This is a genomic window from Shinella daejeonensis (assembly GCF_024281235.1).
Taxonomy (GTDB): Bacteria; Pseudomonadota; Alphaproteobacteria; order Rhizobiales; family Rhizobiaceae; genus Shinella; species Shinella daejeonensis.
Map to the genome: position 1 here is coordinate 416,621 of NZ_JAHWXY010000002.1, position 21,645 is coordinate 438,265.

The 21,645-nt window shown below is 63.2% G+C and carries 18 protein-coding genes; 2 read left to right on the forward strand and 16 right to left on the reverse strand.

The annotated features are described in order from the left end of the window. Position 1: 1 nt before the first annotated feature. The 8 genes from KYK29_RS08540 to KYK29_RS08575 form a co-directional block, all read right to left on the reverse strand. Positions 2 to 2,080 carry a hydantoinase/oxoprolinase family protein gene (locus KYK29_RS08540; protein ID WP_254690460.1) on the reverse strand — a complete coding sequence of 693 codons (2,079 nt, stop codon included), beginning with the start codon at positions 2,078 to 2,080 and terminating at the stop codon, positions 2 to 4. Beyond that, positions 2,077 to 3,753, reverse strand: coding sequence for a thiamine pyrophosphate-dependent enzyme (locus tag KYK29_RS08545; protein ID WP_254690461.1), 1,677 nt, complete (start codon positions 3,751 to 3,753; stop codon positions 2,077 to 2,079). The genes KYK29_RS08540 and KYK29_RS08545 overlap by 4 nt, the downstream gene beginning before the upstream one ends. After that, positions 3,743 to 4,351, reverse strand: a complete 609-nt coding sequence (locus KYK29_RS08550; RefSeq protein WP_254690462.1) for an SDR family oxidoreductase — start codon at positions 4,349 to 4,351, stop codon at positions 3,743 to 3,745. Before KYK29_RS08550 ends, KYK29_RS08545 begins: the two co-directional genes overlap by 11 nt. A gap of 119 nt (positions 4,352 to 4,470) precedes the next feature. After that, a complete protein-coding gene (locus KYK29_RS08555; RefSeq protein WP_254690463.1) occupies positions 4,471 to 5,202 on the reverse strand; it encodes an aspartate/glutamate racemase family protein in 732 nt (243 codons plus the stop codon). Positions 5,203 to 5,361: 159 nt separating this feature from the next. Then, positions 5,362 to 6,204 (reverse strand): substrate-binding periplasmic protein, encoded by an 843-nt coding sequence (locus KYK29_RS08560; RefSeq protein WP_254690464.1) that lies wholly within the window; start codon positions 6,202 to 6,204, stop codon positions 5,362 to 5,364. A 31-nt stretch (positions 6,205 to 6,235) separates the two neighbouring features. Next, the gene (locus KYK29_RS08565) at positions 6,236 to 6,886 is read right to left on the reverse strand and encodes an amino acid ABC transporter permease (protein ID WP_254690465.1); all 651 of its coding nucleotides are present in this window, start codon (positions 6,884 to 6,886) and stop codon (positions 6,236 to 6,238) included. Further along, on the reverse strand, positions 6,883 to 7,524 hold the full coding sequence (locus tag KYK29_RS08570; RefSeq protein WP_254690466.1) for an amino acid ABC transporter permease: 642 nt from the start codon (positions 7,522 to 7,524) through the stop codon (positions 6,883 to 6,885). The genes KYK29_RS08565 and KYK29_RS08570 overlap by 4 nt, the downstream gene beginning before the upstream one ends. Continuing rightward, a complete protein-coding gene (locus KYK29_RS08575) occupies positions 7,524 to 8,279 on the reverse strand; it encodes an amino acid ABC transporter ATP-binding protein (RefSeq protein WP_254690867.1) in 756 nt (251 codons plus the stop codon). Before KYK29_RS08575 ends, KYK29_RS08570 begins: the two co-directional genes overlap by 1 nt. A 369-nt stretch (positions 8,280 to 8,648) precedes the next feature. Here KYK29_RS08575 and KYK29_RS08580 point away from each other — a divergent pair, with 369 nt between their 5' ends. Continuing rightward, the gene (locus KYK29_RS08580) at positions 8,649 to 8,801 is read left to right on the forward strand and encodes a hypothetical protein (RefSeq protein WP_254690467.1); all 153 of its coding nucleotides are present in this window, start codon (positions 8,649 to 8,651) and stop codon (positions 8,799 to 8,801) included. 204 nt (positions 8,802 to 9,005) lie between these two features. On the opposite strand, the gene KYK29_RS08585 is transcribed toward KYK29_RS08580, so the two are convergent. The 7 genes from KYK29_RS08585 to KYK29_RS08615 form a co-directional block, all read right to left on the reverse strand. Further along, the gene (locus tag KYK29_RS08585; protein ID WP_254690468.1) at positions 9,006 to 10,235 is read right to left on the reverse strand and encodes an MFS transporter; all 1,230 of its coding nucleotides are present in this window, start codon (positions 10,233 to 10,235) and stop codon (positions 9,006 to 9,008) included. 283 nt (positions 10,236 to 10,518) lie between these two features. Further along, positions 10,519 to 11,298 (reverse strand): GlxA family transcriptional regulator, encoded by a 780-nt coding sequence (locus KYK29_RS08590; protein WP_367880987.1) that lies wholly within the window; start codon positions 11,296 to 11,298, stop codon positions 10,519 to 10,521. Positions 11,299 to 11,444: 146 nt separating this feature from the next. Further along, entirely contained in the window at positions 11,445 to 15,818 is a 4,374-nt protein-coding gene (locus KYK29_RS08595) for a tetratricopeptide repeat protein (protein ID WP_254690469.1), read from the reverse strand. Continuing rightward, positions 15,818 to 16,648 (reverse strand): polysaccharide deacetylase family protein, encoded by an 831-nt coding sequence (locus KYK29_RS08600; protein ID WP_254690470.1) that lies wholly within the window; start codon positions 16,646 to 16,648, stop codon positions 15,818 to 15,820. The genes KYK29_RS08595 and KYK29_RS08600 overlap by 1 nt, the downstream gene beginning before the upstream one ends. 2 nt (positions 16,649 to 16,650) lie before the next feature. After that, complete coding sequence (locus KYK29_RS08605; protein WP_254690471.1) at positions 16,651 to 17,904, reverse strand: glycosyltransferase family 2 protein; 1,254 nt, start codon at positions 17,902 to 17,904, stop codon at positions 16,651 to 16,653. Continuing rightward, complete coding sequence (locus KYK29_RS08610; RefSeq protein WP_254690472.1) at positions 17,901 to 18,833, reverse strand: glycosyltransferase family 2 protein; 933 nt, start codon at positions 18,831 to 18,833, stop codon at positions 17,901 to 17,903. Before KYK29_RS08610 ends, KYK29_RS08605 begins: the two co-directional genes overlap by 4 nt. Before the next feature lie 9 nt (positions 18,834 to 18,842). Next, positions 18,843 to 19,631 (reverse strand): glycosyltransferase family 2 protein, encoded by a 789-nt coding sequence (locus KYK29_RS08615; RefSeq protein ID WP_254690473.1) that lies wholly within the window; start codon positions 19,629 to 19,631, stop codon positions 18,843 to 18,845. A gap of 721 nt (positions 19,632 to 20,352) precedes the next feature. Here KYK29_RS08615 and KYK29_RS08620 point away from each other — a divergent pair. After that, positions 20,353 to 20,652, forward strand: coding sequence for a hypothetical protein (locus KYK29_RS08620; protein WP_254690474.1), 300 nt, complete (start codon positions 20,353 to 20,355; stop codon positions 20,650 to 20,652). Here the strand turns inward: KYK29_RS08620 and KYK29_RS08625 are convergent. Further along, positions 20,636 to 21,535, reverse strand: coding sequence for a POTRA domain-containing protein (locus KYK29_RS08625; protein WP_254690475.1), 900 nt, complete (start codon positions 21,533 to 21,535; stop codon positions 20,636 to 20,638). The two genes, KYK29_RS08620 and KYK29_RS08625, sit on opposite strands and share 17 nt — an antisense overlap. Positions 21,536 to 21,645: the final 110 nt, after the last annotated feature.

Genomic DNA, 21,645 nt, shown 5'->3' on the forward strand with positions numbered 1-21,645 from the left:
ATCACTGATCCTTGCGCACGAGAAGAATGGTGCCGTCGATCTGGATGACGGCATCGAACGGCGACGTGACGATCGTCGAAGTTTCCCGTTCGACGATGACGGCGGGACCCGTCACGCATGCACCGGGCGACAGCGTGTCGCGCGGCACGATCGCTGTTTCCAGTGTTTTGCCCGAAGCCGGATCGAAGACGGCTCTCGTCGCGGGTACGGCCATCGGGGCGCCGCCCGTTTCAAGGGCAAAGCGCTCACCGTCGGGGCGAACGTCCTGCGCCTTGACGGACCAGGTGACGAATTCGATTTCCGGACCTTCGACCGCACGGCCGAAGAACTGCGCGTATCGCTCCTTGAAGGCCGCTTCGATCATCACCGTATCCGCACCCGTGAAGGCGCGGTCGGGCAGCGGCACGGGGATTTCCCAACCCTGGCCTGCGTAGCGCATGAACACGGTGACTTCACGCACGATCGTGCCATCCGTTCCGGCGCGCACGAAGCCTTCGGCCGTCGCCTTCAGGTCGTCGAGCATGACGTTGATCGCCGCGGCATCGAACGTCGACAGACGCATGATCTTGGAGGCAAGCGCTTCATAGCCGAACGGCGCCTTGAGGAAGCCGATGGCCGAACCGACGCCCGCACCTTGCGGAATGAGGCACTGGTTCACACCGAGCTTCTCGCAAAGACGAGCCGCGTGCAAAGGCGCAGCGCCGCCGAAGGCGATCATGATGTTGTCCGAAATATTCTTGCCGTTTTCGACCGCATGGACGCGCGCCGCATTGGCCATGTTCTCATCCACCACCTCGACGATGCCGAAGGCCGCGGCCTCGGGGGCGAGCTTCAGCTTCTCGCCCACATCGCGCGCGATCGCGGCACTGGCGTTTTCGACCGAAAGCCTGATCTTGCCACCGGCGAAATTATCGGGGTCGAGCTTGCCGAGCACGAGATCGGCATCGGTGATCGCCGGCCGTTCGCCGCCACGCTGGTAGCAGGCCGGACCTGGCTCCGAGGCTGCCGATTCCGGACCGGCCTGGATGCGGCCCATGGCATCGACCCAGGCGATGGACCCGCCGCCCGCGCCGATTTCGATCATCTCGATCACCGGAATGGAGATCGGCATGCCCGAGCCCTTGCAGAAACGATAGGTGCGGGCGACCTCGAAGGTGCGCGCCGTTTGGGGTTGGTAGTCCTCGATCAGGCAGATCTTCGCCGTCGTGCCGCCCATATCGTAGGAGACCACGCGGTCGAGGCTGAAGCGACGGGCGATGTCGGCGGCGAAGATCGCTCCGCCGGCAGGTCCCGATTCGACGAGGCGGACCGGGAATTCGGAGGCCGTCTCCACCGAGATGAGCCCGCCACCGGAATGGATCATGAAGACCGGGCATTCCGCGCCCATCTCCTTCAGCCGCACCTGTAGGCGCGAGAGGTAGTCCGCCATCTGCGGCCGCACATAAGCATTGGCGCAAACCGTATTGAAACGCTCGAATTCGCGCATCTGCGGCGACACTTCCGCCGAAATCGAGATCGGGATCGAGAGTTTCTTCGACAGGATCTCGCGGGCGCGCTGCTCATGCGCCGGATTCATGTAGGAATGGATGAAACCGATGGCGACGGCCTTGAAGCCGCGTTCCTCGATAACGTCGGCAAGCGCTTCCAGCGCCGCTTCATCGAGCGCCTGAAGCTCCCTGCCCTGCGCGTCGATGCGGCCCTTGACCGGGAAGCGGTCCTCGCGCGGGATCAGCGGCTTCGGCAGGACGAGGCTGAGATCGTACTGCTCGAAACGGTTTTCCGTGCGCATCTCGATGACGTCGCGGAAACCCTCCGTGGTCACGAGCGCCGTCCTGGCGCCACGGCGCTCGATGAGCGCATTGGTGGCGAGCGTCGTGCCGTGGATAACGATGTCGATATCGCGCAGTGTGATGCCCGCATCCCGGACGACGATCCCGATACCATCGAGGATCGCCTGCTCGGGGGCGGAATAATTGGTCAGCACCTTGGTGGAGAAGAGCTTGCCGCGCACATCGAGCGCGATGTCGGTAAAGGTGCCGCCGATATCGGCGCCGAGGCGGATGTCGTGACGCTGTGTCATGCGGTTTCCTTTGCAGAAAGGGCGGCCTTGCGCATCTGGCTCAATGTCTGGCGCGGGCTCAGCGCTTCAGGCGAAATGGCAAGGTCGAGGAGAGCGCCGGTCTTCGACGCCCGGGCGCGCTCGAATGCGGCCGGAAAGTCCGCTGTGGCTTCCACGCGCTCGGCATGGAAACCGTATGATTTCGCCAGCGCCACGAAATCCGGATTGACCATCGTCGTGCCGGAGACGCGCTCCGGGTAATGCCGCTCCTGATGGGCGCGGATCGTGCCGTAGATGCCGTTGTTGACGAGCAGGATGATCGGCTGCGCCCCATGCTGAAGGGCGGTCGCCAGTTCCTGGCAGTTCATCTGGAAGTCGCCGTCGCCGGCAAAGCAGACGACGGTGCGCTCGGGATGGACGACCTTGGCGGCGACGGCCGCCGGAACGCCGTAGCCCATCGCGCCCGATTGCGGGGCGAGAAGGCGCGCCTTCGGCCCGAATTTGAAGAATTTATTGGGCCAGACCGTGAAATTGCCCGCGCCGTTGGTCAGGATCACATCCTCCGGCAGGACATCGTTCAGATGGGCCGTGACCTTGCCCATGTCGACCGGTGACGGCAGGTCGGGAAGATCGAAGCCCTTTTCGTAAGCCGTGCGTCCCCTGGCCCGCCATTCCGCCCACCCGCCCTTGACGGGTTCGAAAGTGCCCAGCGCCTGCGCGAAGGCATTCGGGCCGGCATGGATGCCGAGCGCCGGCCGGTAGACCTTGCCGATCTCCAGTTCCGAGCCGTGGACATGGATGATCCGCTGGAGCGGCTGCGGCACGTCGAACAGCGTATAGCCGTCCGTGGAATTCTCTCCGAAGCGGTTATTGATCGCGAGGATCACATCGGCTTCGCGCAGCAGTTCCTTCACGGACGCAACCATGCCGACGCCGGCTTCGCCGCAGAAGGTCGGCGAGGCGTTGTCATACTGGTCCTGGTAGCGGAAGACGGAAACGACCGGGATGTCGGACGCTTCGGCAAAGCGCTGGACGGCGGCCATCGAGCCTTCGGCCCAGTTGCAGCCGCCGTAGAGAACGACGGGACGTTCCGCGCCCGCCAGCATTTCACGCAGGCGCAGCATGGCCGTAGCCGACGGCGCGGGCTCGGCGATCTCGACGGGACCGGAAAGCGACGCCATCCCGGTGAGCGAGGTCAGCATATCCTCCGGCAGCGCGATCACGACCGGGCCGGGACGGCCCGAAACCGCAAGCGTCCAGGCGCGCGACAGGATTTCCGGGATGCGCTCGACCTGATCGATCTCGACGGCCCATTTGACCATGGTTCCGAAGACCGCCTTGTAATCGACCTCCTGAAACGCCTCGCGACCCTTCATGTCGGTTCCGACCTGGCCGACAAAGAGGATCATCGGCGCGGAATCCTGCATGGCGGTATGCACGCCGATCGAGGCATTGGTGGCGCCGGGGCCGCGGGTCACGAAGCAGATGCCGGGCTGGCCGGTCAGCTTGCCATAGGCAGCCGCCATGTAAGCCGCGCCCCCTTCATTGCGGCACAGAACATAGTCGAGGCGCCCCCCGGTGTCGTGCAGTGCGTCGAGCACGGCGAGATAGCTTTCCCCCGGCACCCCGAAGCTCTTCGTCGCCCCCAGCGCCAAGAGGCACTCGACGAGCAACTGCCCTCCGTTACGTTCCATTTCCGTGTCCCTGTTTCATGATTTGAGATTGAAAGCCGGATGTCGACAACAGGCCAAGAACCTGTGCGCCCAAATGCTGGAATGGCGACTTTCCCGAAGAGAGGCGATGAACGGATACCCCGCTGCCCCGGAGTTCGTCGGCAAGAGCCCGCGAGAACCCGTCGAGCGCCCCTGCTGCGGTCCGTTCGATTGTGCTTTTCGCGTCACGGTCATCCACGGAGAGCATGACGAGCACTCCGCGACCGCGTTCGATCATCGAAGGCAGGACGGCACGCGTGATATGCACGGTGGCGGACAGATTGACTTCGAGAGCCATGTCGACGTCGGCTTCCGCTAGAGCGAGAAAACGGGTTTCCTCCGGCCATCGGAGTGCTGCATGGACGAGAACATCCGGCTCCAGGCCTTCCGTAACGACGCGAACGTATTCGCGATCCGTCAGGTCCATGGCCAGCGGCACGATCCCGTACTCGCCACGCATCTCGTCAAGCGCGATACGATCGCGGCCGAGCGCATGCACTTCCCAACCATCTTTTGCCAGTGTCGTTGCGATCGCGCGTCCGGGAGCACGCGTCGCCCCCGTAACCAGTGCTTTCATCATCACACGAACTCCATGAGGCGGGTTAGACGATGCCTGCGGATGCCCGTGCACGAAACGAAGAAATTGGTGCGCTTAGACAAGTTCTTCTTGTTTCTCGCAGGCCCTGTCGACAGGCGCGTTCAGACCCATCCGGCATAGCGGTTGCGGACGAGCGACGCGTGGACATAGTCGATCATCGTGATGAAATCGAACACCGGCAAACCCGTCGCCTTCTGGACATCGTGGGCATAGGGCGGAAGATCCGAGCATTCGAGGAGAATGGCGCCGAGGTCGGGATGCCGGCGTTGCAAGCCGGTCGCGACATCGACGACACCTTCTCTCACGGCATCATCGTCGAGCGTTCCATCCGGGAAGAATATTGCCTGCCTGAAGGCCTCGCAATTTTCCATTCCGCCGACCGCCAGCGGCGTTTCGCGCGCAATCCCGCTTTTAGCAAGATGCTCTTCCGTGAGGTTCGCGCTATCGGCCGAGATGATCCCGACCCGTTTTCCGGTGATGGTATGGATGAAGGGAACCTGCAACAGGCTGGACATGAAGACCGGTATGTCGACGGCCGCGGCGATCTCCTTCTGGAACAGCGCCATGAACCCGCAAGCACCGGTAATCGCCCTCACGCCCTCCGCCTCCAGCTTCCGGGCCGCGGCGATGAACAGATCCAGAAGCGCCGGGTCCCGGTCAAAGATGAGGCGGTGATTGTCGGCCCCTTCCACAACGGCGTAACGAACGGGAAAGGAGAAGGTCGTCGCATTGGCGACGTTGCCGGGAATATAGGGATACTCGCAGTCCAGCACCATGATGCCAACGGTTTCACCGGTCCAGTTCTGCCTTCTCGATCGTGTCGTATAAATCATCGTTCAGCCTTGTGAGACCACCGGCCCTGACAAAAGGGAAAGAGCAATTCCGGCATGCGCCGTCCCGCGCGCGCGATATTTGTCGCTCGCACGATGTCGGGACTGGCCGGTGCAGATGCGGGCGCTCGCCCGATTGACGTGAGCGAGCGCCCCTTGCGGTTACTTGATCAGGCGCGGTTCGCCGACGTCGGCCGCACTCCTTTGAAGCCCGGACTTCTCGAGAATCTCGACCAGCTTGCCGGAGGACCGGATTTCCGCCAGGTCCGCATTCACCGCGGCAAGCAGATCGGCGTTGTCCTTCGACAGCGGAAGACCCGCCTGTGCGGCATTCACCGAAGCCTGAACGCGTTCGTCCTTCTCCGCCACTTTGAGCTGGATGCCCTTCAGCGCGCTGCCGCTCTGCTGTGCCGCGGCGCCGACGCCGAGGCCGTCGATGGCGACCTGGATACGGCCGGTATCGAGATCCTGGTAGAGAGCGACGTAGTTGTTGTAGAGCTTCAGGTCCTCGCCGAGGATCGCTTTCAGTTCATCCACCCAGAGATAGCCCTGAACCGTGCCCACGGAATGGCCCTTCAGGTCTTCGATCTTGCTGATCCCGTCCCTGGAGAAGATCCCCATTTCATCGAGATACAGCGGGTCGGAGATCGCAACGACTGCGGCACGCGCCTCGGTGCGATAGTAGTTGCCGATGGCGACGTCGGTGCGGCCGGAGGAAACGTAGGGGACAGCCGTGGCATATTCCACCTTCGTGACCTTGATCTTCAGGCATTCCATTTCAGCGATCGCAGTGACGATATCACCGTCGATACCGCTGACCTCGTTTTCTCCCTTCGGGATCGAGAAGGGAGGGAATGTCGGTGCGGATACGGTGAGATATCCTTCCTCGACCGTCTTGAAAGCGTGCTTGGGCGTGCATTCCTGCGCATTCGAGCTGGTTGCAAACGCCACGCCCGAAGCAGCGACGAGCATGCAGAGCGCCGAGCGGCTGGTGATATTGTTCATGAAATTCCCCTTTTCCGTTTGTGATGGCCGATTAAGACGCCGCCCGTGCCTCGACCCAGCTCACGATCAGGGTCGCGGGCACACAGACCGCGAGATAGAGAAGGCCTGCAAGTGTCAATGCGGGCAGGTATTGGAACGTGTTCGTCCCAATTTCGTAGGCGCGGCTGGTCAGCTCCGGCAGCGCGATTGCAAAACACAGCGACGTCGTCTGGAAGATCAGGATCGCAAATCCAAGAAGCGCCGGGATCGCGATGCGCAGTCCCTGGGGCAGGACGACGAAACGCATCGTGTCGAGCCGCGTCATCCCGGTCGCCAGAGCCGCCTCGCTCTGTCCCGCGGGGACGGACTGGAGCCCGGCGCGGATGATCTCGCTCGAATAGGCCGCCGTCGACCAACTGAGGGCGGCGACGCTTGCGGCAAACGACGAGAATACCAGGCCCGTCGACGGCAGGCCGAAATAGGCGAATTGAAGCAGCACCAGCGACGGCGCCCCACGCCCGATTTCAACGACGGCAAGCGCACCATAGCGGACCGCCCTGCTGCGCGAGATCACGCCCAGCGACAGCAGAAATCCAAGCGGCAACCCGATCAGCAGACTTGCGACCGTAACGCCGAGGCTGAGCTTGAGACCATTCCAGAGGTGCGGCAGCCAGTTTCCCGCTTGTTCGAAAAGGACGTTCATCTTGACACCTTTGCGCGCAGGCGGCGGTCGAGGATACGCGAGAGCCATGCCACCGGCACGCTGAGCGCGATGTAGACGGCAGCGACGAAACTGAAGACTTCCATGCCCCGGTAGGTCGCCATGGATTGCGCATTGGCCTGGAAGGTGAGTTCGGGCACGCCGATCGTCGAGGAGACCGCGCTGTCTTTCAGAAGCCCGATCGCAAACGTGGCCATTGCCGGCAGCGCCACACGGAACAACTGGGGCGCGACGACATCGATCCAGACCCGAACGGGATGCAGCCCAAGCGCCGAGGCGCCTTCCATCTGGCCCGAATGGATCGACAGCAGGGCGCCCCGGTAGATCTCGGCCATATAGGCGGACGATATCAGGCCCATCCCGACGACGGCGGCAGCGAAGGGCGATATCTTGAAGTAGCCGCTGCCGATACCGAAGAAAATCAGGAACAACCAGACAATGGGCGGAATGCTTCGCACGAGTGTGATGAGACTTCCGGTAAGGAACCTCAACCACGGCCAGCGGCTACGGCGCGCAAGCATTACCGGCATGCCCAGAACCAGTCCGATCGCCAATGCCAGGGCGGTTACGGCAATGGTCCAGGGAAGCCCGAGAAGGACCTGAGCGGCAATCTCGGCCATCAGCGATCCCTCACTGCATGCAGAAAACGTTGTGCGCGAGCGGATTGGGGGTTGCGCATGATTTCGGCGCTCGGCCCATATTCGATGATGCGGCCGTCCGCCATGATCATCACATGGTCCGAGACGCTTTCAGCGAAGTGCATTTCGTGCGTCACGACGATCATCGTCATGCCGTCCTGCGCCAGTTCACGCATGACCGAGAGAACCTCCAGACCCAGCTCCGGGTCGAGCGCCGAGGTCGGCTCGTCGAACAACATGACTTTCGGATTGAGCGCCAGCGCGCGGGCAATCGCGATGCGCTGCTGCTGACCGCCGGAACAGCGGTACGGATATTCCCTGGCCTTGTCGGAAAGACCGACCCGATCGAGAAGCTCCATCGACCGGGCATCCGCTTCGGACTGGGAGCGCGTCAGCACCCGCTTTTGCGCCAGGCTGACATTTTCGAGGACCGTCATATGCGGAAACAGATTGAAGGACTGGAAGACCATGCCGGCCAGACGCCGAAGCTGCAGGACCTGCTTCTGCCCCGGATGACGCCCGGCATCGATTTCGACGCCCGCCAGGCGGATTCGGCCTTCGTCGGGGGTCTCCAGGAAGTTGATGCAACGCAGCAGCGTGCTCTTGCCCGACCCGCTCGGACCGATGATGGCAAGCACCTCGCCCTGCGCAACGTCGAAATCGATCCGATCCAGCACCGTCAGCGACCCGAAGCTCTTTTTCAGCTCCGAAACGTGAACCAAAGGCTGTTTCGGCATGTTTTCGCTCAGTGTGCTCAATGCTTGTTCCCCTGACATCGCAACGCCTCATCGACGGTCGGTGGCCAGCCCACATCGACGGGACCGGCAAATTCACAGACAGATCAAAACGAGATCGCGTGATCTACGCCCCGCAAGCCCTGGAGTCCGTTGGGGGACCGTTACCGATGAACGCCTATTTTCCAGCGTCACTGTGCAGGAAGGCGGGCCTGGCCCAAATCAAGAAAATTGGCAGAACGGCAAGAATTTCTTGCCTCCCTATGGCGACGTCCGTGGCAAAATCCACGATCGCGAGGTCCTTGCCGGGCGTCGTCGCCTCGGCCATCCCCATGCGCCTGTCATCGTCAACGGGTCGAAAGGCAAAGGCCCTTGCCAGACGCCGTCACGTTCGTCGACTGCGGCGCGATGATCGGTGGCAGGTTCGTTGGCGGGAACGGCAGCCTGATCTCCCGCGACACGATCAGGAGGGCGGAGGAACCGCGCCAGGTGCTCCTGCGCCACGAGCCGGAGGAAAGTCGATGAAGGTCAGGCCGTCTCAATGATTTGCATGGGGCCGGGCTGCGTCAGCCCCGCCGCTGAATAGGAACCGGCCACCTGGAGCATTTCCAGCAAAAGTGTGAAACGGCTTTGCGTCCGGAAATGCGGCTAAAACAATAAGATAGAGCGGTTCTGCCGATTTTGTGAAAACCGGAACCGCTATAGGCTTCAATGGAGAATGCGGTTTGTTCAGTCGCTCTCTTTTTCCAGCGGCATCAGTGCGACCATCGTCGGCGCGGTAGTCGAAAGGTCGAATTCGCTGCGCTCTTCCCTCGGCACCGGGTGACTTGTCCTGATCCGCCAGATAACGAAAGCGGCCAGCATGAGATGCGCGCCTGCCGTGGCAATGAACAGCCCGCCCGGCCCAAGGGGTCCCATGAAGAAAGCCGCCGCAATCGGGCCGGCAATGGCGCCGATTCCGTTGGCGAGGAGCAGGCCGGATGAGGTTTCCACCGTATCCTGCGTTTCGATATGATCGAAGGCGTGGGCCGCGCAAATCGCATAGAGCGGCATGGCGGAGGCGCCGAAGGCGGCGACCAGAATTGCGGTGACCACTCGCTCCTCAATATTGGCCAATGCCAGAATCAACGCGGCGAACACGCCTATTCCGCAGAGCCCGATGACAACGATCCGCCGATCGAAGGCGTCCGAGAGCCGGCCGATTGGCCATTGCACCAGCGCGCCGCCCAAAACGGTGATGGACATGAAGATCGCGATCTCGGACGTGTTCGCGCCGAATGCGATCGCATAGGCCGGGCCAAGCGACCAGAACGCACCGGTCGCAACGCCGGCAAGCAAGACGCCGACCACCCCGACAGGCGATCCGGTATATAATTTGACAGGTCGCAGCCGCGACTCCATCAGGCGGGCAGGTGGACGGGCCGCGGTAAGCGCGACTGGAACCGCGGCGAGCGAGATCAGGATCGAAGCCAATGCGAAGAGCGGAAAATCCGCCGGATCGCCAAGGGTCAGCATCATTTGTCCGACGATCGTCACCGACAGGTTGATCATGGTGTAAATCCCCATGACCAGACCGCGATTATCGTTGGTCGCACGCTCGTTCAGCCAACTCTCGATAACGAGATACAGCCCCGCGAAACAGAAGCCGGTTATCGACCGCAAAGCCCACCACGCCATCGGGTTGCTGGTGAGCGCGTGGAGCATCGCCACCGTCGACGCAATCGCGGTGAGCGCGGTAAACGTACGAATATGCCCCACACGCTGGATGACGCGGCCGCCGAGGATGCAACCGAGCGCGAAGCCAAGGTAATAGGAGGAACCGAGCAGTCCGATCTCTATCGGATCGAAAGCCAGAATGCTTGCCCTGACTGGTATCAGTGTCCATTGAAGGCCATTCCCCGTGACTAAGATGCCAATGGACAACAACAGCGCGGAGACGGTGGGAAGAAGTGCTCTCAAGGGATTTTTGTCGCTCTATCAAGAAACATGATCCCGATGCTTCTCCTGTTTTCAGCTTTTCATCAAGTTGCGGTGATCCGACAACACTCCGTGGGCCGCCGGAAGGTGGAGTTTTCGGGCTACCTCCCGATAGCGGCTGGAGTGCGGGTCAAGCACCGGCGCGGTTCAAGAATGTATCGACGACCGTCAGGACGCTCGGCGAAGCCGGCTATCCGGCGAAGCGCAGGGATCAGCCAACGGCCGCGTGAACATGCCGGGGCGCGGTGATATTCGTCGCGCACCCTCAGGAGGCGTGGCCGAAGCGTTGGCGATACTCGCCCGGTGTCAGCCCGATGAACCGGGCGAAGATCTTGCGGAAGGACCCCGGATCGCCATAGCCAGTTTCCCATGCGATCTGTTCGACCGTGAGACCGCTGAACTGCAACAGTTCGCAGGCCCTGCTGACGCGCAGCCGCTGCCCGTATTCCGAGGTCGTCATGCCGGTCGCCTTGCGGAAGCGGCGCAGGAACGTGCGCCGTTCGAGCCCGGCTCTTGTCGCCAGCGTCTCCAGCGAAATATCTTTCGCTTCGGTTTCCTGAAGCCAGCGCTGGACCTCCAGAACCGCTGTGTCGCCATGGCCCGTCCGCGGCGGGAAGATGCTGTAATAGCGTTGCTCGCGCCCCGGCGGGTCGACCAGCAGGAACCTTGCCGTCTGGGTCATCACCTCCGCGCCGCGCAGGCGTTCCACCAGCCGCAGGCACAGATCGGTCCAGGACATGACCCCGCCGGCCGTCAGGATCTGACCGCCATCGATCAGCAGCCGGTCCACATCGACCGGCACGCGGGGAAAGCGATCGCGGAACTGGTCTTCGAGGATCCAGTGCGTCGTCGATGGCCGTCCGTCGAGAAGGCCGGTCTCTCCAAGCAGGAACGCACCGGCGCAGACCGAAGCGAGAATGGCGCCTTCGGCGTGGCGACCGCGCAGCCAATCGACATAGGGCGCGGCGGTCCCGGCCGTTGCCGGCCCATCCAGACTGGGCGGCAGGATCAGGACGTCCGGCCCGGCGCGCGTGGAGGAACCGATATCATTGAGCCGTTGCGGCGGCCTCCGTCCAGGCTGCCATGATGTCGGCGCTCGGCTTCGCCTATGCGACGATCACGGATACCGAGGCTTATGTCGCGCAGTCGTCATCCGCCGACGGCCGGTAATGGCCGGATCGCCGTTCCGGCCTAAAACATCTGCGAGACGGTTTCCACGACGCGGGGTGTGAACGGGCCGCGGCCGCACTGCCGGGCGGACAGAAGCGTTCGGCAGTGCCGTGTAATCGCCGCGATGAGCTGCCGGTCGAGCCGCCCGTCGGGCCGGCCGGCCTTGACGCCCTGTTCGCGGAAACGGACTTTCGTCACATAGGCGAACAGATTGGCGTTGGTCTTCGGCAAAGCCCGGACGACGCGCCGGCGCTCCGGTTGCGTCAGATCCGCAAGGCGCTTTTCAAGGCGCGGGAAAGTCTTCAGCCTCGCAACGGCGGCTTCCAGCAGGAAGCCCTGGACACTGGCAGTCGGTTCGGAGAGCATATCGGCAGACGTCAGCAACAGCGCTTTCGCTTTGGCGATATCCTTGCGCACGAGCCGCACCCTGCCATCCCGCTTGCCGTCACGATAAGCCGCAACGAGGTCGAGCAGCGCACTGCGGTCCCATTCTGTCGCCGCCCGGTGGAGGAGCGCGAGAGCCTCTTTGCCATTACGTGCTATTCCGTAGCCATAGAACAGCGCTTCGGCAAGCGCGGTGGGTGCGCCGACGACGTTTTCCCGCAGCGCGTGTTGCAGTTTTTCGACGCCGGCCGCAGCACTCCGACGGGGGAAGGTCGAGGCCTCAAGACGGCCCAGCGACAGCACCGCGCCGGAGCTGCCGGCCTCCCAGGCCATATGATAGTAGCGTGCGGCCTGCGCCCGGTCGCGCTTGCCGAAACGGCCGTCACCATAGGCGTCGCCGAGTCGCAGCATGGCAGAAATACTGCCCTGCGAGGCCGCCTCGCGATAGTATTTTTCGGCCCGCGCCGGATCGATGCGGATGACCTGCGCCCTGCCGTAGAGATCGCCGAGCGCCAGGGAGGCTCGTATCGCTCCGGCGGCGGCGAGTGCCGCCAATTCATCCAGCGCAGCCTCCGGATCCTGCTCCAGACCCTGCCCATAGGCCTTCATTTCCGCAAGGCGGACCCGGGCATCCATGTCGCCCTCCCCGGCGGCTTGCCGATAATGGCCGATCGCCGCAGCGTAATCGGCCTTCACGTCCTCACCCGCCGAATAGAGATCGCCAAGACGCCGATGCGCCCGGCTGGAGCCGAGCCGTGACGCCTTGTCGAGCGCATCCACCGCAAGCCTGACTTGAAGCGGCACCCGCCCCGACAGGCTGAGATCGGCCAGCGTTTCCAGAAAGCCGGGATTTTCGCTGCCGGCCAGCGCCCGAAGGGCCGTTATCCCCGCATCGATGTCTTTTTCTGTGCCTTCCCCGCGAATAGTCAGTTCGGCGACGCGTAGCCTGCCTTCGAGATTTCCCCGTTCCGCAGCCGCGCTATAGGCGGCGAAAGCCTTTGCCGGGTCCGTCCGGCGGTCGCCATCGCCGAGGCGCAGCATCGCGACGGCATTGCCCGCCCGGGCCGCCTGCCGGTAATACCGTCGCGCGGTCTCCGGGTCGGCGGGCAGCACCTGCCCCCTGCCATAGAGATCGCCGAGGGAAAGTGCCGCCGTGACATCGCCACGGTCGGCAAGGGATCGCAGTTCCGCAAGCGCGGCCGGCACATCCTGCGCGATCCCCTGCCCGGCCGCCTGCATTTCCGCCAGACGGATTTTCGCTTCGGTGTTTTCGAGAGCGGCGGCCTGTCGATAATGATCCAGCGCCCGGGGATAATCGACCGGCAGAAATTCGCCTTCGGAATAGAGATCGCCGAGCCGCAGACGCGCCCTGACCGAGCCGAGGCGCGCCGCCTTGTCAAGCGCCGCGACGGCCAGTTCCGGACGCATCGTCACCCGGCCGGAGAGACAAACCTCGGCCAACGTCTCGAGAAGACCGGTGCTGTCGCTGTCGGCAAGAGCGCGCAACTCGGCCATTCCAGCCTCGATGTCCCGCGTCGTGCCCTCACCGCGGATCGTGAGTTCGGCGACCCGCAGCCGCCCGTCGAGGCTGCCCCGATCAGCCGCGGTGCGATAGGCGGCGAACGCCTCGCCGGGGGCGGCCGAGCGGTGGAGATCGCCGAGCCGCAGCAGCGCCGTGACGCTTCCATGCGATGCGGCTTCTCCGTAATACCGCAGGGCCAGATCCCGGTCGACCGGAACGACCTCCCCCCTGCCGTACATATCGCCGAGGGCGAGAAAGGCTCCCCCTTCGCCCGCCATGGCCAGCGTTTCCAGTTCCCGCCGGGCGGCGGCTACATCCTGCGCAAAACCCTGGCCACGCGACTTCATTTCACCAAGGCGGATCCTTGCTTCCACATTCCCCCGCTCCGCCGCGCGGCGATAATTTTCGATCGCACCCGGATAATCGACGGACGACAGGCTGCTGTCGGAATGAAAATCACCAAGCCGCAGCAGCGCGGTGACACTGCCCCGGGTCGCAGCCTGTCGATAATAATATTGCGCCAGCGCCGGCGTGGCGGCGGAAAAGGTTCCCCATCTGCCGTAGAGGTCTCCAAGCGCAAGAGAGGCATCCGCCTCGCCCAGCGCGGCAAGCTCTCCAAGCTCGATTTTCGCGCCACCGGCATTCTGCGCGAAGCCGTGGCCGCGAGCCTTCATCTCGGCAAGCCGGACCTTGGCGATCACATTTCCCCTCGCCCCCGCCGCACGGTAATATTCGATCGCCTGGCGATAATCGGCCAGAACCGTCTCCTGCCGGGAGAAGAAATCGCCAAGGCGCAGCATCGCGGTGACGCTGCCCTGCGCCACGGCCTGACGATAGTAATCGAGCGCCACCGGCAGAACGGGCGGCACCACGTCGCCCTTTGCGTAAAGGTCGCCCAGAACCAGCGAGGCATAGGCTTCACCGCGCGCGGAGAGGATATTCAGCTCGGCCGTGGCGGCGGCGATGTCCCGGGGCATTCCCTGCCCCTTCGTCTTCATTTCGGCAAGGCGGACCTTTGCGGCGATATTGCCCTTTTCCGCCGCGTCGCGGTAATGGGCAAGTGCAAGCGGATAATCGGTCTTTGCCGTTTCTCCTTCGGAATAGAAGTCACCGAGACGCAACTGCGCAGTGACGCTGCCCTGCGAAACGGCCTGGCGATAATAGGCAAGCGCGAGCTGCGAATCCGACGGCACGGTCGCCGGGCCCTTCCGATAGAGATCGCCGAGCGCAAGCGAAGCGCCCGGTTCCCCTTTCGCCGAGAGGATGTTCAGCGCGGTCTTCGCAGCGGCAGCGTCCTGGCGGACGCCCTGCCCCCAGGCCTGCATCTCCGCGACCCGTATCTTCGCCCCGATATCCCCCTTCTCCGCCGCACGGTGGTAATAGTCGAGCGCGACGGCGTAATCGGCCAGTGCCGCGCCTCCTCCGGAATAGAAATCACCAAGACGCAGCATGCCGCGAACGCTCCCCTGTTCAACGGCCTGCCGGTAATAAGCGACAGCGCGATCCGGATCGGACTGCATTTGCGGCCCCGCCGCGTAAATGTCCCCGAGAGCGATTGTGGCGGCGGCCTCGCCGCGATCGGCAAGGGTCTGCAATTCCGCGGTCGCGGTCCGGAGGTCCTGGGCCATTCCCTCCCCGCGCGCCCTCATTTCCGCAAGGCGTATCCTCGCTTCGATATTCCCCTGGCCCGCCGCCTGGCGATAATGATCGAGCGCCAGCGTATAATCGACGGGCAGCGCGTCCTGCGAGGAATAGAAATCGCCGAGCCGCAAATGCGCCCTGTCGGAGCCGAGGGCCGCGGCCTTCTGCAATGCGCCGACTGCAAGCTCGCGCTGCACCGGCACCCGGCCGGAAAGACAAAGCTCGCCGAGTGCGTTCAGCACGCCGATCCTGTCACTATCGGCAAGGGCATGCAGCATGGCTGTCCCCTTCGCAACGTCACGGGTCGTACCGGCACCCCGAATGGTCAGTTCCGCAACGTGTAGCGCGCCTTCCGCGCTTCCTTCCTTCGCGGCCGCGCTGAAGGCCGCAAAGGCCCTGGCCTCGTCCCTACGCAGGAGATCCCCCTGCAGATAGAGTTCGCCAAGTCCGATCAGCGCGCCATGATAGCCATAGGCGATCGCCTGTTCGTAAAGCGCGCGCGCGCGATTGCCGTCCGGTCGTTCCGGGACGGGGTCGCCGCTATCTCTCGCCATGCCCGGCGCGGAAACGGCGATGATCGTATCCGGCCCGGCGGCGCGCAGCCGGCGTTCGTAACTCTCCAGCAGTTGCGCGACCTTCGCCTTGTCGATCCGGCGGTCGACGTAGAGATCGGCCAATTGCGAAAGGGTGCGGCCCAGGGCCGGCTGCAACGCCGGAAACGGTCGGTTTTGCGAAAGGCCGCCGTGCAACGGGTCCGTGAAGGCCGTGGTTTCAAGCGGCATGGCGAGTGTCGTCGTGCTCCAGAGGAGGACAGCAGCCAGAAGCCCCATCGTCCTCCGCGCACGCATCAGTCGACCTCTTCCGCAACGGCCTGTTGACGCGAGCGGGGCAACGTGCGGCGAAGCGCTTTGACGCGCCGGGCCGCCCGCCATCCGATGGCGACGATCCGGTCCGTCGCGGGAGCGACGGGAAGTTCGGGCCCCTCCATGAGTTCGATCAGATCGTCCGGCAGGATATCGCTGGTGACGATGATGCGCGACAGCGCGAAAAGGTTCTCCGCCTCGTCGCTGAGCGCATGACGCACCCGGCAGGCCGCCAGATACCCCGCGTCCTCGACGATCCGGCGGGTCACCCGTGACGCGTAGCCATACGGATAGGCGAAGGTCGTGACCGGCCGGTCGAGACCGTCCTCGAGCATGTGCTTGCTGTCGCGAATCTCGCGGGTCGCCCGCGCCCGCGACAGCGTGTCGAGTTCCAGATGGCCGACCGTATGGGCGCCGATCTCGATCCCGGCGTCGTGCAGGGCGCGCAATTCCTGCCAATCCAGCATGGGACGCTCACCCTCTCCCAGGCCGCTCAGCCAGCGGCCCGTTTCGCCCACCAGGCCGGAAACCACGAAAAGGGTGGCGGAAAAACCGAGGGCGACAAGGATCGGCAGCGCGCCCTGGGTGAAATCCTGCAAGCCATCGTCGAAGGTAACGAGACAGGTCCGTTCCGGGACGGGTTGACCGCTTCGCCGCAACAGCGCGAGTTCGTGAACGGTAATGGGACGATATCCCCGCTCCGCCACTACATCCATATGCGCTGCGAATTCCCGGGGCGATACCAGCCAGCGTCGGTAGGGCGACGCGCACTCCTCGCCGACGCTATGATAAAGCAGGATAGGAATTGCCGACATCCTCAGGCCCCCCTGTTGGCCGGCATGCTGCCGGAAAGCCGGCCGAGCGGCCGATCGTCCCGCCGGCGCTGCGCCAGGCTACGCAGGTAGCCCGGCCCGCCGGCGAGAATGCCGAGACGCTCCATCCAGACCAGACGGCGCGGATAATCCGCAGGCAGACGCGCGATTTTCTCCGACGCAGGCCCGGCGATATGCAGGAGCCCAGCCGGAAAGGCGGCCGCAAGACGGAGGAAACGGCGCGGATCGTCCATCGCGATCTTCATCAGATAGGCGCCAAGTCCCATGCCATAGCAATAGGCCTGACGACGCATCCCGTCCTCGCTGCGGCGATGATAATGCCAGACGATGCCCTGCGGCTGATAGACGAGACGATAACCGCCGTTGACGATGGAAAAGAAGGCTGCGAGATCGTCGCCGCCGCGTGCCCGCGTTCCGGCGCCCAATGCGGGGTCGAAACAACCCACGCTGCGCAATGCGCTGGTGCGGAACGCCATATTGGCGCCCGATCCGAACTGGCCGGCCGTGAATGGAAAAAGCGGTCCATCCGGGCGGTTCGCCTGAAGATCGTAGGTCCGGCGGTACAGGCCCTTGCCGAAGCCGCCGTGCCGTTCCGTCCACACCTGCGCCCGGGTCTCGAGTTCGGCCGGAAGGATCAGGCCGGTGACACAGCCCACCGCCTTGTCCTCCTCCATCGGTTCCGTCATGGCGGCCACCCAGTGCCGGTCGAGCACCACATCGTCATCGGTGAAGAGCACAAGGTCGCTGGAGACATGCCGCATGCCCGTGTTGTGGGCACGACCAAGGCCGGGCGTCGGTTCCAGCACATGGCGCACACGGCCGGGATAACGGGTCGCCAGAAGCGCCGCGGTCTCCGCCGACGCCGGGGCGTTGTCGACGACGACGATCTCGTCAGGAATACGCGTCTGTTCGAAAAGCGAGACGAGGCAACGGTCGAGGCTGACGGGCCGGTCCCGGGTCGCGATGACGACGGCGGTGTGCTCGCGCGCCGACGCCCGGCCGGCCGGCGGGAACGGCAAGGGCTGAAGGGAACCGATGGCGGCGCGCAATTCTTCCGGCATTACGGCCGGGCCGGGATGATCCATCTCGACAATCGCCAACGGTTGCGCGCCGGACCTCACAAGACAGAAGATGCCGCCATAGGCGATATCGCCCGCCCGCGTCAGATCGATCGGAGACAGCGGCCGGTCGATATCGAGACTGAGGACCTTAATGGGGCGAAAGATCATGCCGCTCATGCCAATCTCCTTCCGCCGCTGAATTTTGCAGACGCATAGCCAGCCGTGGTGAAGGCGAGGCCGGCGACGATGCCAAGCGCCCGCAGCAGGCCCCACGGATCGAGCCGCACGGCGGTATCGAAAAGGCCGCGCAGGATGCCGGCCGGCAGAATGCGCCGGACATAGACCTGTTCCGCCCCCAGTTCATCGCCGCTGCCAATGGCCCGCACCACCGCGCTCTTCGATCGCCCTTCCGCAAGGCAGCGCCTGCGAAAATAGGTCCAGCGCGACCGGCCCGCCGTCACATGATGATGGACGACGGCCGCCGGGTCATAGAGGATATGTGAACCCGGCATCTGCTGTCGCAGGCGGATACACAGCTCCGTTTCCTCACAGCCCGCACCGTCCTGACCGGTACGGCCGATGCCTTCACGAAAGCCGCCGAAGCTGGCGAAGACCTCCCGACGAAATGACATGTTGCAGCCGATGGGGTTGCGCACCGGCCTGAGAGCGTCCGGCAAACCACGATAGCTGCAACCGACGACCCACTGGAATTCTTCCGGAAACCAGCGCGGACGGCCGGCTTGCCAGAGCGGCGTCACCTTGCCTCCGACGCCGATGACGGCGGCGTCGGCATAATGAGCCGCCAGCCGTTCGAGCCAATCGGGGTCCGCGACGGCATCGTCGTCGAGAAAGGCGACAATATCGGTGCCGCTATGGCGGATACCCGTGTTGCGGGCGCCGGAGAGACCCGGCTTGCCCGTATTTGCAACCACGGAAATATCCGCAAAAGCGGCACGGATATCCAGCAGCAGGCCCTGGTTGTGGTCGATGACGACGACGACCCGGTCGGGCCGTCGCGTCTGGTCGAGAACCGAGCGGATCGCATCATCGAGCTGACGGCGACGCTCATCGCAATAAGCGCAAATCACGACTGTGGTGGAAAGCATGACGCGGCCTCAACGGGCTTGCTGTGGATGGTTTCCGACTGTTGGACGGGTGGCCCCGGGCTGGTTCAGCCCGAGCCGGACAATTGTCTTGAGAACCCGCCAGCCATCGGGGAAGGTTCGCAGATTGCTGACGCCGTGGATACGCAGGCGCTCCCTGCTGGGAAGTTCCGCGATGGACAACCCGGCCTGCAACGCGCGAATGTTCATCTGCGTCTCGATTTCGAAACCGGTCGCGGATTCGACTCGAAGATGCGGCAGGACATCGCGCCAGAAGGCGTTGTAGCCATAGCAAAGATCACTGTAACGGCCGCCGAAGCGCAGGCGCACCAGTTGCAGAAGACCCCAGTTTCCAAGCCGGCGATACCATTCCATGTCGCGCGTATCACCGCCCTGGAGAAAGCGCGACCCCTTGACGAAATCGGCGCCGGCCAGCAAGGCGCCCACGAAACCGGCCATCTCTTCCGGATCGGCCGAACCGTCGGCATCGAGCGTGATCAGGATATCGCCGTTGGCGGCGGCAAAGCCGGCGGCAAGTGCCGCCCCCTTGCCGAGCCGGGGCTGTTCTATGACGATAATCTGCGGCATCAGCTCCCGCGCCACGGCGATCGTGCCGTCGTTGGAGTTGCCGTCGACAAGGATGACTTCGTCGATCCAGCCCGGAATGCGTGGCAGGACATGCGGCAGGTTCTTCGCCTCGTTCACCGTCGGCACGATGACGCTGATACGAGGCACGGACATGGCGCGGTTGCTCGCCCCGGAACGGGCAGTCTTGAAGGTAAATTGGGACTGGTGGCTCATTTTGTTTTAACTCCTCCCGCCCCAACCAAACGACAGTAATAGCTGCCGCCCCGGAGCGCATTGCACGCCTCCAGCTGTTAGTGGTTGGTTTTTTGATGGAGCACAGATTTATTACAATATTAAGAATTTGTAAACAAAATAATATTCATAAATACCATATCAAACAAATAAATCCTGTGCTTAATATACAGTGTATTATTTAAATACATTGCAGGCTTTCCAATCAATTAATTTCAAATAAATTTGAGAAATTTTTAGTTTGTGTGAAAACTTCATATAGGAATATTTATACCATTTTCATTAAAAATAAGATTGATAAAACTATTATACTGATATGATTTCTCATTCAGGAAGGCGCGATTGTACATTTATTTCTATTCGCCTCAGGGTTTCAGTACAATCCCGGCTCTCGCGTTCGTAACTATTCTTTCTTTGCAGCACCCTTAACCAATCACTCCAGAATCGATCCCTACACCCGCATCCGGGCCGGCCTGCCCCTCCCCGTCTCCTGCCCTCCGTCACGGCGGCGAACAGGCGTAAAGCGCTGTGAACAAAGCGCGCGATCCATGGCGTTCGAGCCTCAAATCGCATATTATCCACCTCTGGCACGACCCTGCCGAGCCATACCGGTCGCCCAGAGACAAGCGAGGCGGATTTGCAATCGAAAGAGCAAGCCGGAAGATTGCCGTCCGAAGATCCCGTTCGGGAGTGGATGGAATTGATGAGCGAATGGGAGGCCCGCTCCCGCGCGCTGGAGGAAGCTCGAACCGCGATGCAGCGGCCCGGGATCCTGCTGTCGGACACCGAGAAAGCACAACTGGCGAAGGCGGAGGCGGCCGCGCTCGACCGCCTGCAACAGGTCAAGGCTCGCATCGATGCCCTTCTCGATACTGCGTCCCGTCAACGCATGCCGGTCAAAGGCTCCCTGGTGATGGGGACCCTTCTCTCCGATAGCCAACCCTTGATCCCGGATAAAGCCCCGCCATCGGCAGGCGATGGCTTCTTCAAGCGAGGAAACTGACCAGCCGCTCCGCCGCCAGCGCCGCGAACGTCAGGACACAGGCGATATTGACCCGGGCAAGCGGGCGCAAGCGCGGCGCTCCCGCCGCGGCCGCGATCCGGGCGAGCGCCAGCCCGGCCAGGGCTGCGATGCCGCTGGCAAGGCCGAACGGCCCTGCCTTGCGTAGAGCGGAGAGGTCGGCCGGCGCCTCGCGCAATCGCGTATCGACGGCAAGTACGCCGCCCTCTCCCGCCTCGATGGAAATATTCACCCGGTTCACGGCATTCAGCGCCTCCAGGCGATCGCGCAGCACCTCGATCTGCGCCTGTTCGTAACGGTCGCCGGGCCTGAAGGGGACGAGACGGTGAAGATCTTCTTCCTGTAGCCGCTGCAAGCCGCTGAAGACAACGGAACCAAAACGCATAGGCAGCCCCATATCGAGCTCGACGACGGCGGTAACCCCCGCGCCATCGGAGCGCGACCAGCCGACCGATCCAAGCCCGGCCAGGGCAAAGTCCCGCGCACCGACGGTCTGGACGATACGCCGCCCGAATTGCCCGGCGATGCGAGCCGTCGCCGGCTGCCCGACGAAATCGCTGATGATCACGGCGAGATCGTCGACCACCTTGCGTTCGAGCTCCGATTGGCGGACCCCCCGCAATTCGACGGCCGTAACCCGATAGCGCTGGCCGAGCACCGGTCGCAGGACGATTGCCGCATCGGTATGCGTGACGAGGATTTCCGCGTCGAGATAGCCAAGGTCCACCAGAAGTCTTTGCAGCCGCGTCCTTTCCCGCTCCACGGCAGCGCTCACCATCTCGGAGGCTCCATCGGCCGCCCCTCCGCCGATCAGGGTCGGCAGCTGATAGGCCTGTCGCAGCGCAGACGCGATGTCAGGCGACATCACCCTGCTTGTATCGAGCCTCACCGAAGCGCCCACAGAAACGGTCGCCGAGAAAAACAATATCAGGATAGCAATAATTCTTACGGTTATCATTCCATTTCTCCATAAAG